This window comes from Fusibacter sp. A1 (assembly GCF_004125825.1).
GTDB lineage: Bacteria > Bacillota > Clostridia > Peptostreptococcales > Acidaminobacteraceae > QQWI01.
In genome coordinates, this window is sequence record NZ_QQWI01000001.1 from 283,646 (window position 1) to 298,741 (window position 15,096).

Consider the following 15,096-nt stretch of genomic DNA (forward strand, 5'->3'; position numbering starts at 1 on the left):
TTCCCTTTGGTTTCATAGTGTAAAAAAGCTTCTCATTTAACCCTTTTCAAGACGCTTCCTAAATTCAATAATCGGTAAATCGCCTGGGATTAATTTTTCATCCATCCTAAGCGATGATTTTTTTGGGCGTTGTGTTAATACCACATCCCTGTCCTGATGTAGAATTTTTTTATTGTAGATATTGCTCAGACTCGCCATTGCCTTCCCCAAAACGGGCACCGGCAGGAATTTCTGATAAAATCTTAGATAGATTTTAGTATGAGTGTCATCAATCGGTACAAAAGCCGCAAAGACCTTTACCTTCTCTGCGATATGGTTGAGCCATAAGTTGGGAACCTGAAACTGTAACCTGAAGAGTGATTCGTAGTTCTTGATTTCATCGGCACCTAGTGCGATTGTTTTTCCATCATCCAAACTGCTACTGACATAGATCGTCATTAAGTCCTCTTGCCATTTTACGACAGGACCATTCACAATGGTTCTCCCACCACGCCCAATCGTTGTCGCGTGAACAAAGGGCACATGGACCACATCGAGTTGGTTTTCGATAGACCTTGTAAAATCCACATCCCAGACTTCTGAAAACGTCTTATACACAAAGCCTTCTTTTATCTCTTCAAACATTGGCAGGTCAGGAAGGTTATCCTCTGCATACGCTCCATACCAAAGCCAAATAAAGCCATTAGCTTCTCTTATGGGGTAAGCATTCACCTTGTATCGTTCTGCTACACTGGAGGCTTTTCCGTTTGCAGGAATCAGCGTCACTTTGCCAGACTTGTCATATTCGAAACCGTGAAATGGACAGGCAATTTTATCCTCGTTCACACAGCCGAGTGCCAAGCTCGCCCCCCGGTGACAACACTGGTCAAAGATACATGACACATCACCACGACTATTTCTCCATAAAACAAGCTTCTCGCCCATTCTAGTCACGCCAATAGGCTTTGATTTTACTTCATGGCTTTCAAGTATCGCATACCACTGATTTTTAAACATTGATTCCTCCCAACTAGCTAATACACCTCTGTCTCGAGTCGCATCATCAACATCCCATGCACACTGTCTACTCTTATTGAATAATCAAGTTTGTAACCTATCGATGAGAACAAGTTCGAAAACTCTTCTAAAGTCCTTTGTTTACCACCTCTGCACTCGACTGATAATCTAAGGCCGTGCATGACAGCTTCTTTGGGTTCAAACTCATTGATCAGAATATCTTCAATAATGATAAACTTTGTCTTTGCTCCTAAATAACCTTTGCAGCTATTTAGAATACGAACACATTTCTCATCATCAAAATCATGCAGTAAATTCATCAGGATCACATAATCATAAATTTCACAGGGCAACTCTAAATCAAAGATATCCCCTTCAATAAAGGTCATGTCCACCTCGTTAAGGCGCTTATACTCATTACCAACCTTACAAGGAATTTCAGTATCGACAATGGTGTAAGAGCAGTCTTCATACTGCTCAACCAGAGCCGTTCCTAAACCGCCGCTATTTCCACCTAATTCAAGTACTTTCTTATTGCTTAAATCAATATGTTCACTTATCCTAGTGCCTGTTTTGCGCGTGATCGGAAAGTTGCACTTGGAGTAGATTTCGTATTCCGCGTTACTAAGATCATTAAAAAAGAACTGCGATCTGTTAAGCGCTTTATCGTAGAAAGCATCAAAGTGATGTTTTTGATTTCTGCTTTGGATATTCTCAAGAATTTGCTTGTGTTTTTCACTTTGCTCATCAGTCAATAGATAGCTGCCAGTCTTGTGATCGATCATTCGGCTTACAACCAAGATTCTCATCATGGCTTTTATAACACTTGCTGTCATTCCCAGCTTTTTAACGGTTGGATCGTCTAGCGTGATAGTTAACGGTCCTTCCGCGTTACTGTTGATCATGCTAAAAAAGTAAACAGCTTCGTTCAGTTCCATAAAGGTGTCATTGTACATAGTTGTCAGCTCCTTGCCGCTTCTAATCGTCCATGCTTCTTAAGTTGCTTCGCTTTAAAAGCGTACTTCTATACTTTTTTCATCACACACTTTTAGATTTGATCAAATTCAGTATGTAATCACAATTCTCGATGCCTTCGCTGATCCCCTCTTCGTCAAGATTGACATCCTCATAGTACCAAGAGGTGCTAAGAACCAGATCAATATAAAAGGACTTCAAGATAAGACTCTTACTAAGATGCAAGGCTTGTGAGAAGGTGTCGATCATCAGTGTCAGCACCTCGTCGTGCCCTTCACTTTTCACATCAAATTGATTGTTCATATAACGGCCGACTTCAAGGCTGTAATACCCGATGACGCCTTTAGGATCAATGACATGCCACTCCCCGTCATGATTGATGATATTGCCGTGGTGCAGGTCGCCATGAAGCAGTTTGATCGGATTATTGTCTACATCCAAGTCATCATAGACTCTTTCCGCAGCCTCCATATGCTTAAACCACTTGTGGTCAGCACTGTACTTTCCACGTATAAATGTGAATATCCTAGCCAGCCACTGCCTATGCTCGGGATAAATCTCCTTATTGATCTTATCTGTAGGAACAGCTTTTATAATGGGCGTTGCAATCTCAAGCATGATCTTAGGATCCTTAAGCGACCATAGTTCATCCCCAGGGGTAAACCGTTTGATAAGCATCGCGCCAAGCGCTTCGTCTACGGCGTGAACATGGCACATGTATTCCTGATTCAAATCCTTTAGGGCATGTCTTTCGATCGCTGATTCGGCATCCGGAAGACCAATCTTAAGCACGACATCACCGTAAAGCCTGGATACGGCTGTACAAACATAGTTATAGGATAGATTTGCTACTGGGCTAACCTCGTTCAGCAACCAGTTTTTTTGACAGGTTTCGATAATCGCAGGAATCTCTTCAAACCACTTGATCGCTTTCTCACCCATGAAATCAATCAAGTCTTTTTTATACCTTTCATCGATTTGCATAAATAGTCTCCTTTAGGTCTCTACTTATCGATTCTAAATAAGTTTAGAATATCTTACACTTCAGATGGGTAACATAAAAACGAGAAGCAACTACATTAGAATGATTGGACGTGTGCAATGAAATTTACCTATCCATATAAATTGTATATCCTCGGTTTACTACTGCTGTTATCCACTTTTACATATGGTATTTTTGTGCTAAATCAAATCCATCAGGAAGGATTTGTCGTATGGCCGTTTGTCTTAATACTATGCATAACATGCTTTTATTTGGCTAGGTTCTACCTGATGAAAATCCGGCTCTATAAAGACCGTCATCTGACAATCGATGAAGATCATATCTATTTCCACCTTAATCGCAAGGACATCCACATAAACGCAGATGACCTCGATGTGATTTTCTATGCCCGTCATCTGCAAAATCTAAAAATACACCATGTCATTCATTTCTTTAAACATGATGGTACCTATTTTTTCATCACTGATGAAATCAATCACTTCAAGCAGTTAAAATCAGAAGTGAGCAGCAAATATCCCCACCATTACTATGAAGCCAGTCATCTCATAAAGGGCTTTCAGAGCATAACCAAAGGATTGCTCTTCACATATAGATAATACTGGATTTCTAACAAATCAGACCCCAGGTTTCATGACTGGTTAGCTTTTTTACACATCATGTGTTTGCAAATCACCAGTCGTTCTGCTTTGCACTTTCATGGACATGTGCACCTAGTATTTCCAAGAGCAAATCCGATTTGTCCTCTTTTTCAATAACACCTATCCACTGATGACTTCTTGCACTGTTTTTACAAACAGGCGCTTGGTGGGACTTACCCCAGATTAACATGCTGCTTTGTTTTTTCGACTGCACCTGATCCAGTGATTCGTGAACACCCATACAAATGCTGGTTCCCCTAGTGGATTCACAATCGATCATTACGAGCAACTCATTGGAGTTGAACTCATTTTGAATATGCTTTCTTCTCTCATTTATCCACTGATCAACCATCAAAGGATCAACACCCTTGCCGATTAAATCATCTTTATCGTAGCTTTCGTTGTAAATATCGTACGTATAGCAGTGATGAATGACAAATTTAATTCCGCTTCTGAACGCCTGATGGTCAAATGTGTAAATCATAGGTTCCACTGTCTCATTGATTTTTATAGGGATTAGAATGGGTTTTTCCAAAACAAGATTTTTATAATGAACCTTTTGCTGCAAACTCGGTTTTAGAAGCCTGGTCTCGTTTACTTTCAGGTGCAAATCATCCTTAATTTCAAGCTCGACCAGCTTAAGTTCGGAAACTTTATGTCGCTTAAGCAGTGCAGAGTCCGAACTTTTAACGACGGATTTGAATTGATCTGTTTGATAACCGTAATTTTTGCATGTTATGATATCACTTTCGATTCCAAGTAATTTTACACTTTCAGGACTAAGCTTAAACCTAGTAGGTGGAGGAGAAAGCCCCATTAGCAGGTTATCTCTAACAGTTGTTTCGTCAAATGCTCCATTAGCCATCCACTTGTCATTTTTATGGTACGAAAAAGAAATTTCATGAAGCACCCTCAAATAATACTTCTTATCAGCTCTATGAATTCCAACAAGAGAACCCTTAATGGTATTTCCATAATGTTCAAAAATAAGCTCTTGATCCATTGTGTAATCCACTTTACCAGTTGCAAAGTATTTAATCATCCTTAAGCAGTTCTTCATAACGCCCCTTTTCTGATTTAACATGAACTTGTGATAAGCTTTATACTCTATTTAATGCCTCTTACCATCATCAGCAGATTCGCAGCGGTCTGCCAAGTTGATCCACCTTCTAGTGTGCGTTTTAGCAAGTTGTCATAACGTGTGTTGACAAGCGAGACCAAGCGTTCAAACTTTTCACTTTCAATCTTTCCTTCTAAGAGTTTCTCATCGATCCTTATGCAATCAAGCACACAATTTCTTTCAATTTCGACAATGTCTATTTTATGTTCTTCGTTCGAACGGTGATCGTCTGGTATATAGGTAATCACTTCAAAATCGACTTCAATATTCCTAAAACCAGTCTTTTCAAACCACTTAGGAATTTCGGTGATCCCTAAAGGATACTCGCAAACACCGGCTAGTTTTCCACCCTTTTGCTTTCTAATCAGTTCCCAAATGTCTTTTTCTTCAGAAGTGGTCTCGTCTTCATCATTCCTATGAATCGCCAGCTCCGGTCTTGAACTGATGACCGATAAGGTGCCACCATTTTTGAGCACGCGGTACTGCTCGTCAAAGAATTCTTTTGTAGGAACGTGTTCAATGACTGTGTGAGAAGTGGTCAAATCAAACGTTTCATCTTTAAAAGGTAGTTTGAGAGCATCGCCTTCCACAGCGGTAATCTCCAAGTTACGTTCAAGCGATTTTTGCTTCACATACTCCACAAAATTCGAATCCCTATCAAGGGCAGTCACACGTGCGTCAGGCAGCCATTCCTTTATTCTAAAACTAAGTGACCCGGGTCCACAACCGATCTCTAGAATGTCGGTGCCACCCTTTGCACCAATCCCTTTAAGTAGCTTGACTTTGTAAGCATGTCTAAACCTGATATTTCGTGTCTGATACAGTAGATCTGCTGTTTGAACTTGATTGGACCAGAATGTATGTTTCATAACAACCTCCATCTTTCACTTTAAGCCAGTTCTAAAAGTTTATCATAATTGACTCCGAAGATTTCGGATTAAATGCTTATAACAAAGTTATGCGTGACTGCGACTATCAAGAAAGGCATGCTAAAAGGAATACTCATAGTCATTCGCAATGCGTATAAATCCATCGATATTACTATTGCGATCTCTTGATACAACACCGGAATAATTCTTATTGTCAACATTCCCTTCAGCGACCTGAAGAACCCTTCCATCATAGTCCAAAACAATCCCTATGTGGTCACAAGCGGTAGCTGACATCAACTTATCATAAATAACGATATCTCCCCTTTGTGGGGTAAAGGTTTCATCTGTTGCTTCATGATAAAAATTGACGGACTTGTCCGTCGCCCAGTCCTTCCATGCGGGGCAAGCTCCGAATCGTATTTTTGATCCAATATGTTTGATCGGCAGTTCGAAGCCTGCCATTTTACAGCAGTAAAAAACAAACATCGCACACCAATTATTACAGGCGGTCTTGTAAATATTATCATCCGGCCAGTATTTGCACATATTTCTAAAATTTGTGTCAGCTGCTGTTCCAATAATATTCTCAAAAACCAGCTCTTGTGCGATGCTTGCAAGGCGATTTCTTCTATTATCCCCTGTTGCTATTTTAGGGATTGTTGCGTCTTCTAAGATTTCAAACTGGATAGGCAGCGACAACTCTTCAAGTACCATTGTCAGTCTGTTCACATGTTCTTTTTTTACCCCATGGTTTACATGATGCAAATATTTTTGAAGCAAGTCAGCATCCTTAATCAGTTCATCATACGCAGTATGGACAGCTTCCTTATCCTCATGATGAAAAATTGCACTAAGGATCGTATGTTGCTCTTCTTGATTGAAGATTCCCATGTCTCTGATTATCGGGCGGACCGCTTCTGAACTGTTCTGGGCATGATACTTCTGAACACCTGTGCTCATTAGATAGTAATCATGAAGCATACCTATTATACTGGCCAGCTCAGGATTCAACTCTCTTTTCATCGCCAATATCGCCGCTGTCTGGGCCACGCCATATAAATGGACAGATGCACTGCGTCTGTCTTTTGTACTATCAATCGTGAGCAGCATCTCATCTACAAGTACCTGCACACTTTCCAACCTGATCTGTTTTTTTAGTTGCATGATTACACCTTTCTTTGGAGTGATCTAATTCTCTACAAGCTCCTAACACCTCTCAACAGCCAAATCATGAACTTGAAGGGCAGCTTTCTTGTACCACTTCATATCTACATATTATACCAGAAAAAACCATTACAGTTAGGAGAATCTATGTTGATTTTCATGTGCGCCTACAATAACATAGGTTGGATTCTGTTCAGCGAAACATTCGGCAGACATAATTAAAGTACAAAAAAAGCTTCTCAATATAATTAAGAAGCTTTCTATTTTGCCTACATATTCTTATGACCTCTGACCAGTCACATCATCTCCTGATCAGAGGACTTGTCTATAAGTTCGATAAAAGCTTGCCTACTACTGACTTGACACTTTCTGTATATGTTCTGAACGTGTTTTTCACTGTACTTTCCGTGATGTACAGTTCAGATGCGATTTCTTTGTTAGATTTCCCTTTTAAAACAAGTTAAGCAAGGGCTTTTTCCCTTGAAGTAAGTAAACTTCGTTATGTGCTTATACAGGGTGTATGCCAACGCATGCTTTTCCTATACTTCTAGATTCCACAAGCCCAATCGTCCTTTTACGACTTCACCTGCAGCTTCCACTTTTTCGACATTTTCAAGTATCCAAGCATATCTTCCTGGTTCAAAATTTCCAAAGAGAAGTTCGTCGCCCTCCACTTTCAGCCCATTAGATAACACAGCATGTTCGTCTGTCAGCACTTTCATTTGAACGCAGTCCACCAGATCGGCATAGGCGACCACTTTGCCAAAATCAAAGTTGTAGACAGTTTTTTTGTCCTTAGCCAGTTGAATATAATCAGGCTGGAGTATGGTTAAGTACTCAGCTATTAGACAATCTTCCTTACTTGCCTTGTTGATGTTCTTTGACGCATGTATGGCGATTCTACCACGGAAACTGGTTTTCCATGATCGTGTTTCTATTCTTTTATTGCCTAGTGCGATCAGTGTCGCATACGGTTCCATTATTGTCAGACATTTCATTGAACGAGAAACCTCCATATTGGTTTAGTAAATAAGTTGCTAAACTTTAACTTAGAACGGCAGAACACTATTACAAACTCATCCCAGCTATCCTTTAAGCGTTTGGATAACCCAGTCATAACAGCTTATCAACTCTACAATTGTGATTCTTGTTGATTGATGTTCAAATAGGATGTTCAACTCCTTTGGTTGCTTGCTAGCGTTGAATGTTTGCAAGAAAGAGTGAGTATCCCCGTAACCGTCGCTTGTTCTTTCATCTTTCGAAACCGGATGATGACGATTGTGCAGTCCGTGTTCACTCACCATCACATTGGATAAGTGCAAAACCTTTGTATAGGGTGCCAACCTGCCGACCAGCTTTTGCATATCAAAGTTCGGGTCGATCTTAGCATTGACATGCATCCTTGCGCTATCGAGACATACTTTTACTGCCGAATTTTCTTTGAGTAACCCACTTAAAAACACACCATCGTTCAAATAACCGTTCAGCAAGTCCAGTTCGAGCACAATTGGTAGATCGTAATGAGTCGACAGTTCGTTAAGGCGCTTTATACAGTCTATGCATAGTTCTTCAAATTCCTTTTTACTGAGTTCCGATTCCGTGTATCTTTCCTTGTCCTGAACCACAGCTAGGTTCCAAGGTAGCTTAACATCCAATGGCATTGGTTTTGGAAAGTGCATGAGCAAGTACTCTATTCCCATTCGCTTACCTAAGATCAGCTCTTGCTCAATCGCATAGAACGCATCCTCACGCTCCTTTTTTTCCTTATGCAAATATAAAGGATCGCGCTGCTTATAATTCCCTTTAAACATGGGAAAATGTACTCCAACACTGAAACCATGCTTTTCCTTATGTTCAAATAGGGTGTTCACCTCGTCCATCGTTTCAAAACTGCACACTTCGATTCCTTGTATAAATTCAGGCATGTAATCTCTTGAAAACTTGTCGTGATCAAAGCCACCATGCATGCCAATACGATATGTTTTTTTCATGCTGTCCTCCTTGCATCTTATCCATTACTACTTATTTTACCAAATAGCACGGGAGAACAGGATGGATTTAAGGTATTTGTAATACTAATAATTGAAGTCCAGAAAACTTGCCGTTGAGGTGGGCATAAGAATAAAAAACAGCTTCACTTTTAACAGTGAAACTGTTTCCATTGTTACTCTTAGTTTAATCGGCAACGATCTCTTCACTCATCGCCAATCTTAGCCCATCAGCACTTAAACCAAAGACACTGAACTTATCCTCCAATTTTTTCTGAAGCTCGCCAGAGCTCTCGCGATGTGAAAAAGAGACTTCCACGATCCTGCATGTCGTGCACTTCTTCTATAAACCTATTCTGTTTAAGAAACACGATTGAATTCCTATTTTCAGGGTGTGTCTCCGCAAAAATTTCATCTTCATTTGTATGCGAGAAGTAGTTTTCGATCAACACTTTTGCCGCTTCCGCACAGTATCCCCGCTTCCAAAACTTTGGCATCATCCTGTATCCCAGTTCCGCCTTGCTATCTGAATCTCTCTTGAATATTCCAATCAAACCGATTGGCTCTGTTGATTCTGTTATCTCAAAAAGATAGACATTCAATAGACCATCACCATATTTCTCGTTCCAATCGTTAATGGAATCAATACAGTATTCCATGGACGCCGTGTCGCTAGATCTAAATCGATTGACCTCTTTATCATTATTCAATTCGAATAGGAAGTCCTTGTCTTGCATTGTAAAGGGTCTAATTGTGAGTCTTTCTGTCCTTATCATCTTTTTCCTTTCCACCTTCCAGGCGATGGCCTCCATTTGAGTGGAATCACATCATCATTTGAGCCCAACCCATACCTGGAGTAATTGTAATACTTGCTTGGAAATATTTTCATTTCTTATTTTACACTATTTCTAGACCTAATTACATAAATCGCTTCGTTTTATTTTGCTTTCAAAGTTCACTTCAAGACCTAAAGCTTCAAAGATCGCGGGCGTGTTATTGGGGTTTAGACTCACATCATCCGCTTTAACATTTGAGTACCAGAAAACAAGTTGGGTATTAAGCGAATATAGACTAAAACACATTCATCTCAATCATGTTTAATAGGAGCAAAAAATGAAATCACTGGAAGTGCTGAATAAATTAACTCACGAAGAACTTTTACTTTACTCCTTACTTGCGATAATCATTCTAACAACGGTCTTATTTCTGAGCATTTATATGATCTGGGTTCCATTTTGGCCTGCCCGGTTGGTGCATATCGTCTATTTGGCATTTCACTTCACACTCATCAGCGCTCTGAAACGGAAACGCTATTTGTACGTGAAGTTGAGTATCATCATAACAAATATCGTTCAGCTTTCTTTAGCGACATTCCTTTGGTTTCCTTTGACGACTAATTATGAGCTTTTTTATTTCTTACTGCCGATGGGATCCTTCGTAATAATGGATATCACCAAGCTAAAGGAAAGAGTTTTCGCATTAGCAATTAGTTTTGCCAGCCTCTTTCTTTTTTTTATCAGTCGATTCTCAGCAGTGAACTTCTACATTTATGAGATTGGACACGCTCCCGCAAGGATCATTTCTTTCTTTACCATTCTCTCTACCATGACCATACTCATCCTATATTTCTATTTGCATGCTTATTACTTAGCACAAAAAAGAGTGGAACTGGAGTACCTGGCAAACACCGACAGCCTTACCGACATTAGCAATCGACGAAACTTCTACAATCAAAGCAAGTTGGAATTTGATCTTGCACATAAGTACAATCACACCTTTACTTTGCTCCTTATGGACATTGACCATTTTAAAAAAATCAATGATACCTATGGTCATGATGCCGGAGATGAAGTCCTAAGGCAAGTTACCAAAGCTATAAAAGAAAACGTAAGAGATCAAGATATCTTTGCAAGACATGGTGGTGAGGAGTTCACACTTCTGCTAAGACGCACTGATGAGGTGAAAGGCTTATTGATTGCAGAAAAAATCCGTCACCTTATTGAGGACCTTGACATAATGACTCATGGTCATATCTTAAAAATAACTGTAAGCATAGGAGTTGTTCAGTTTACAAAGAGTTTATCTGAATTTGATATGCTGGTAAACCTGGCAGACCACGCTTTATACGAAGCGAAAAGACTTGGTAGAAATCGTTTCGTATTCAAGGAATCAACTTAATAATGGATCCCTGCCGTGCCCTTCACCTACATTATGCCATAGGACCGTCAGGTTTGAGGATGGATTCTATCTATTTAAAGCAACTTATCTCTTCCTGTTATGCTGTTTCACAATTTTTCACTTTCCAGTATTGTGAGCTGTTTCGGGTGCGCTCAAAAGCTTATTCTCAAACTTTCCAGCGATATACTTCAATTTAAGGTTTTATTATCAGGCCATTTGACTACCCGCCCCTGATCATCTAAAAATTATTAACCATACTCATGATGGTTCTTCCTTAGTATCCAGCAAAGCTTAGCAGTTCAATCAAAATTTAATTTTCCCCTTCATACTTGTGTAATCCCAATAAAAAACTCCAGTCATTCACAAGAAATCATGATCAACTGGAGTTAACTGCAAATTATCTTTATTTTTTAATCCAATACAGTCTACAGTCCTTCGGTCTGTCAAAGAAGCCGTACTGTATCAGATATCGCCTTATCCTTGCTATATCATCACTGATGGTTTTTAACCTTTCGTTTAACTCCTTACTCAGAGCAGACGTTTGATAAAGAAACCGATCAAGCTGGATTTGATCTTTAAAGACTTCAACGACGGCAAGGTCCAAGAGCATGTCTAGGATATCCTTATGATCGACCTCTATGTGCGTTTCGATAATTTCGAATCGGCTATTCCTAAAATCTAGAAAAAGCTTGTTAATATAGCTTACCAGTGGCTAACATCATTTAATCTTGTTAGAATGAAGCCGTTGGAGTATTATGATAAGTGTACCCCCACCCAATTAAGTATTGGAAGCACCAGGAAATATATGACATCAATATCTAAAAGAGAACTAACCAAAAAATTTGACACAAAAGAAATGATCAGGGCTTCAGTCTTGATGGGAACTGGTGTGATAGTGCCATTTGCAATGCACTTTTTGGGAGCCGCGAGCCCGGTGTTTTTACCTATGCATATTCCAGTAATTGTTGCAGGCTTCATACTTACTAGCCCCTATGCCGTGCTGGTTGCAATCATGACACCTCTTGTGAACAGCCTCTTGACAGGCATGCCACCTATTTATCCAATTTTGCCTATAATGATAGTTGAACTTACTTGTTACGCGCTGGCTGCAAACCTAAGCTATAAAAAGTTCAAACTCATCGTGCTTCTTTCTCTGCTGATCAACCTTATTTTCGGAAGACTCGGAGCAGGTCTTACCCTTGCAGTCTTAGTCGCTGCAATGGGGCTGAAGATTGAGCAGTAGAAGACAAGTTGGGTGCGAAATGAGTATCGCGTATACAAATCCATTGCAAGACAAGAGGATTACTGGTTGCTTTTAGTCTCCATAGGTCGCATCCTTTATGAAATTTTCATATGCGAGTTTTTCTTCTGAGAATAGATCCTTATAGACGTTCAGAGTCTCTTCGTCAATTTCCTCGTTCATGTACTTATAAATCGCAAGTTCATAATTTGATTTAGCTAGCAAAAGTCTAGAATCTTGAATGCCACCTCTTAAATCCACTAAAAAGTTATGAGAACCGATTACCTGATCCGACCAATCCAAGTTACCTATCTCACTTATTTGATTTTCAGATAAGCTGGCTTTGGTTAACTCTGTTAATTTAACGAAACTTTGTATGTATCCACTGATATGGTCAAGACTTGTCTCATATAGATATGGTTTAAACTTAATCCAATCTCCATCTTTTACTTGCGAAAAATAGGTAAAGCCAACCGGATCGTCAAACGGAAATACAATAGGTTGATTAAGCACATCAAATTGAGTTCCAATTTCACTTTTGCTCTTTTCAATCTTTGAAATAGTCGATTCCATTTCCTTAATGATACCTTCAAGTTCTTCAACTGAGCCTTTCAACACTTCATTTTGACTGTTAAGTTTAGTATTTTCATTCTTAAATCCTTCGATTGCAGTTTCTCTATCAGAAATCAAATGGTTTAGTTCGTCTTGATTCCTTTCTAATTCAGTAATTTTACTGTGACTAATCATATTGTTATAAGCGAGTAGAACTAACCCGATGATTGAACCAGTGAGTACAATCGTTAGGAGAATCTTATTGAATTTCATTGCTTATCTACACTCCTCTCATCTATCTTTACTTTGAGCAACGAGCAAATCGGAAAGACGTCACCATCTATCTTGTTAAAAGTCCTTCATGGCCAAATCAGCCTCGTGAATCTCTTTATTAAATTCTCCTTCTTTAACACTCGAAACCTTTGAAACATACCTGTTAATGAGCTGGTTTGCAGATTACACTACTCCCACTAATTTTTTTTGCGAGTCAATGACAGATATGCGTGCTTGCCTTTACACGCTATACCCTAGGTGTTAGAATGATTTTATGATAAAAGTCGACTTCAATATAAAATGTTTTACAAAAGAAGAACTGAATATCGCATATAAACCGGATGAAGCGTATGAGGGCTGCAAAAGATGTAGTAATTATAATTTCAATTACAGCTGTCCTGATTTACCCTACACCGCTGAAGAATATCTTAAGGACTATGATTACGTCCTATTTGTTCTTGCAGAAATTCACACCGAATCCATCCAGGAGCATATGGAAAACTGGGACGTGTCCGATTTTCCATCAAGGGTGCTGACCAATCATCTCAAAAGGCTGGATGATAAAGAAGTGCCTCTCAGTAGTGCCGTGTCCATGTATCTGTACAATCAGATAAAAGACATCATGACAGAGCGTCTTCTTTTGATGGAAGCGGATTTGGATGTGTTGGGGCTGCCACCGGGATCTTGCACAAGGTGCAAAGACTGCCTGAAGGAGATTGGAAAACCATGCGTTCACCCAGATAAGATCCGCCATTCGATAGAAGCGCTAGGTTATCTTGTATCCGATATCTACCGTCTGTTCTTTGATAAGAAACTGGGTTGGACAAAAGGCAAGCTGTCAGATACCATTCACAGTTGCAATGTAATCTTTGCGAAAGAGGAGTTAAACGTAGACGTTATAAGACCTTATTTAGAAGGCATAACCCTTACTCTTCCAGAAACAAAGGACCCTTACATTTAGCTAAAATGAGCACTGCATTCTACGAAATTTTCATAGAGAGCAGTGCTCATTCTTAATCCTCATAATAAAGGTAATCCGATTTTCCAGGGTATTTTGCCATGGCTGTCTTATGTTTATTGAATCCTAGTTTGGTATAAAAGTCTACCGCTTCAAAAGATGAGGTCAGACCGATCAGTAGATTTTCATTACCTTCAATAAGCTTATCCATAACCGCTCGACCGATTCCCAACTTTCTGTGCGAAGGTAGAACTGCAATATCGTGTATCCAACCATAGCATTCACCATCCGAGATCATTCTACCCGAACCTATGACAACTCCCGATTCCCACGCGGTAACAACAGAATGGCTCTTTTCAAAGGCTCTACGGATTTTATCGGTTTCTCGTTTACGACCTAAACCAATGCACATATTCGTCACATCATAAAGGTCAACCAACTTCTCCCAATCAAGATCTACCAAATCGGTTTTGTATGTTATCATCTCTTTCCTCCATGCGCTATAGATCATCTGAATAATCATTTGCCGATCACTCACAATTATATCATTCAATTCATTTCAAAAATGCGAAAGAACTCCTATACCTATCTTTTGAGCCTTTTACTACTCGATGAGTCGTGTTCAAATCTCCTCTTTTGTCGCATATGAATCAAGCGTCTCCTTGCAGCGATGGCACTGCTTCTCATAATACGAGAATTTCAGACCACAGCTGCAAGTCCATCTGCGTTCCGATGCGTCAAGCCACTCTTTCAATCCTTGCCTCATATGATCTGTATTTTTAATAATATCGAGTCGATGTCTTGCACCGTCCAATACAGCACCGTCTTGATGGAATTTCATTACGATGTCGCAAGGAAAATCATTACATGCACCACAATACTCTAGTCCCTTGTTATGAGCGCATTTTCTAATTTCACATTTGCTACAGTGCTCTGATAGCGAATCAGAATTACAGCCGTTGCATTTAAGCTTATCAATAGCTGGAGTTAGGTACTTATCCGTTTTAAGAAGATGCTCCTGCCCTTCTTGAAAAGCAAGATAATTATCACAGCCACCGCAATATAGACCACACGCACCTATTAGCTTATCATTCATCATTCGATCCTCCATGTTTATCTAAAAAAACTCGACCAACCAA

18 protein-coding genes are annotated in these 15,096 nt (G+C 39.6%); 4 read left to right on the forward strand and 14 right to left on the reverse strand.

All coding sequences use genetic code 11. From position 1 onward, the window contains the following. Positions 1-36: 36 nt before the first annotated feature. The 3 genes from DWB64_RS01180 to DWB64_RS01190 form a co-directional block, all read right to left on the reverse strand. Entirely contained in the window at positions 37-996 is a 960-nt protein-coding gene (locus tag DWB64_RS01180) for an aromatic ring-hydroxylating dioxygenase subunit alpha (protein WP_129486347.1), read from the reverse strand. A 17-nt stretch (positions 997-1,013) separates the two neighbouring features. Further along, complete coding sequence (locus DWB64_RS01185) at positions 1,014-1,952, reverse strand: methyltransferase (protein WP_129486348.1); 939 nt, start codon at positions 1,950-1,952, stop codon at positions 1,014-1,016. Between the two features lie 82 nt (positions 1,953-2,034). Continuing rightward, the gene (locus tag DWB64_RS01190; protein WP_129486349.1) at positions 2,035-2,955 is read right to left on the reverse strand and encodes an aminoglycoside phosphotransferase family protein; all 921 of its coding nucleotides are present in this window, start codon (positions 2,953-2,955) and stop codon (positions 2,035-2,037) included. Between the two features lie 117 nt (positions 2,956-3,072). Here DWB64_RS01190 and DWB64_RS01195 point away from each other — a divergent pair, with 117 nt between their 5' ends. Further along, complete coding sequence (locus DWB64_RS01195) at positions 3,073-3,570, forward strand: hypothetical protein (RefSeq protein ID WP_129486350.1); 498 nt, start codon at positions 3,073-3,075, stop codon at positions 3,568-3,570. A gap of 73 nt (positions 3,571-3,643) precedes the next feature. Here DWB64_RS01195 and DWB64_RS01200 read toward each other — a convergent pair whose 3' ends face one another. The 7 genes from DWB64_RS01200 to DWB64_RS01230 all read right to left on the reverse strand — a co-directional run bounded on the left by DWB64_RS01200 (position 3,644) and on the right by DWB64_RS01230 (position 9,532). Beyond that, complete coding sequence (locus DWB64_RS01200) at positions 3,644-4,672, reverse strand: hypothetical protein (protein ID WP_129486351.1); 1,029 nt, start codon at positions 4,670-4,672, stop codon at positions 3,644-3,646. Positions 4,673-4,719: 47 nt separating this feature from the next. After that, positions 4,720-5,601: a class I SAM-dependent methyltransferase gene (locus tag DWB64_RS01205; RefSeq protein ID WP_164980153.1), complete on the reverse strand. Its 882-nt coding sequence runs from the start codon at positions 5,599-5,601 to the stop codon at positions 4,720-4,722. Between the two features lie 120 nt (positions 5,602-5,721). Beyond that, complete coding sequence (locus tag DWB64_RS01210; RefSeq protein WP_129486353.1) at positions 5,722-6,768, reverse strand: CHAP domain-containing protein; 1,047 nt, start codon at positions 6,766-6,768, stop codon at positions 5,722-5,724. 325 nt (positions 6,769-7,093) lie between these two features. Then, positions 7,094-7,198, reverse strand: coding sequence for a hypothetical protein (locus DWB64_RS19590; RefSeq protein ID WP_371682592.1), 105 nt, complete (start codon positions 7,196-7,198; stop codon positions 7,094-7,096). Positions 7,199-7,307: 109 nt separating this feature from the next. After that, the gene (locus tag DWB64_RS01220) at positions 7,308-7,766 is read right to left on the reverse strand and encodes an ASCH domain-containing protein (protein WP_129486354.1); all 459 of its coding nucleotides are present in this window, start codon (positions 7,764-7,766) and stop codon (positions 7,308-7,310) included. Between the two features lie 87 nt (positions 7,767-7,853). Further along, positions 7,854-8,759 carry a TIM barrel protein gene (locus DWB64_RS01225; protein WP_129486355.1) on the reverse strand — a complete coding sequence of 302 codons (906 nt, stop codon included), beginning with the start codon at positions 8,757-8,759 and terminating at the stop codon, positions 7,854-7,856. 254 nt (positions 8,760-9,013) lie between these two features. Continuing rightward, on the reverse strand, positions 9,014-9,532 hold the full coding sequence (locus tag DWB64_RS01230; protein WP_164980154.1) for a GNAT family N-acetyltransferase: 519 nt from the start codon (positions 9,530-9,532) through the stop codon (positions 9,014-9,016). A 337-nt stretch (positions 9,533-9,869) separates the two neighbouring features. Between DWB64_RS01230 and DWB64_RS01235 the strand changes: the two genes are divergently transcribed. After that, positions 9,870-10,934, forward strand: coding sequence for a GGDEF domain-containing protein (locus DWB64_RS01235; protein WP_129486357.1), 1,065 nt, complete (start codon positions 9,870-9,872; stop codon positions 10,932-10,934). Between the two features lie 403 nt (positions 10,935-11,337). On the opposite strand, the gene DWB64_RS01240 is transcribed toward DWB64_RS01235, so the two are convergent. Next, complete coding sequence (locus DWB64_RS01240) at positions 11,338-11,544, reverse strand: DUF2087 domain-containing protein (RefSeq protein WP_129486358.1); 207 nt, start codon at positions 11,542-11,544, stop codon at positions 11,338-11,340. 195 nt (positions 11,545-11,739) lie between these two features. On the opposite strand from DWB64_RS01240, the gene DWB64_RS01245 reads away from it, so the two are divergent. Next, positions 11,740-12,177, forward strand: coding sequence for an ECF transporter S component (locus DWB64_RS01245; protein ID WP_129486359.1), 438 nt, complete (start codon positions 11,740-11,742; stop codon positions 12,175-12,177). A gap of 72 nt (positions 12,178-12,249) precedes the next feature. On the opposite strand, the gene DWB64_RS01250 is transcribed toward DWB64_RS01245, so the two are convergent. Further along, the gene (locus tag DWB64_RS01250; protein WP_129486360.1) at positions 12,250-12,999 is read right to left on the reverse strand and encodes a hypothetical protein; all 750 of its coding nucleotides are present in this window, start codon (positions 12,997-12,999) and stop codon (positions 12,250-12,252) included. Between the two features lie 274 nt (positions 13,000-13,273). On the opposite strand from DWB64_RS01250, the gene DWB64_RS01255 reads away from it, so the two are divergent. Beyond that, positions 13,274-13,960 carry a DUF2284 domain-containing protein gene (locus tag DWB64_RS01255; RefSeq protein WP_129486361.1) on the forward strand — a complete coding sequence of 229 codons (687 nt, stop codon included), beginning with the start codon at positions 13,274-13,276 and terminating at the stop codon, positions 13,958-13,960. A 52-nt stretch (positions 13,961-14,012) separates the two neighbouring features. Here DWB64_RS01255 and DWB64_RS01260 read toward each other — a convergent pair whose 3' ends face one another. Together DWB64_RS01260 and DWB64_RS01265 are read right to left on the reverse strand one after the other, a co-directional pair. Then, positions 14,013-14,441 (reverse strand): GNAT family N-acetyltransferase, encoded by a 429-nt coding sequence (locus tag DWB64_RS01260; protein ID WP_129486362.1) that lies wholly within the window; start codon positions 14,439-14,441, stop codon positions 14,013-14,015. Between the two features lie 138 nt (positions 14,442-14,579). Beyond that, positions 14,580-15,056 carry a DUF3795 domain-containing protein gene (locus DWB64_RS01265; RefSeq protein WP_164980155.1) on the reverse strand — a complete coding sequence of 159 codons (477 nt, stop codon included), beginning with the start codon at positions 15,054-15,056 and terminating at the stop codon, positions 14,580-14,582. Positions 15,057-15,096 lie beyond the last annotated feature (40 nt).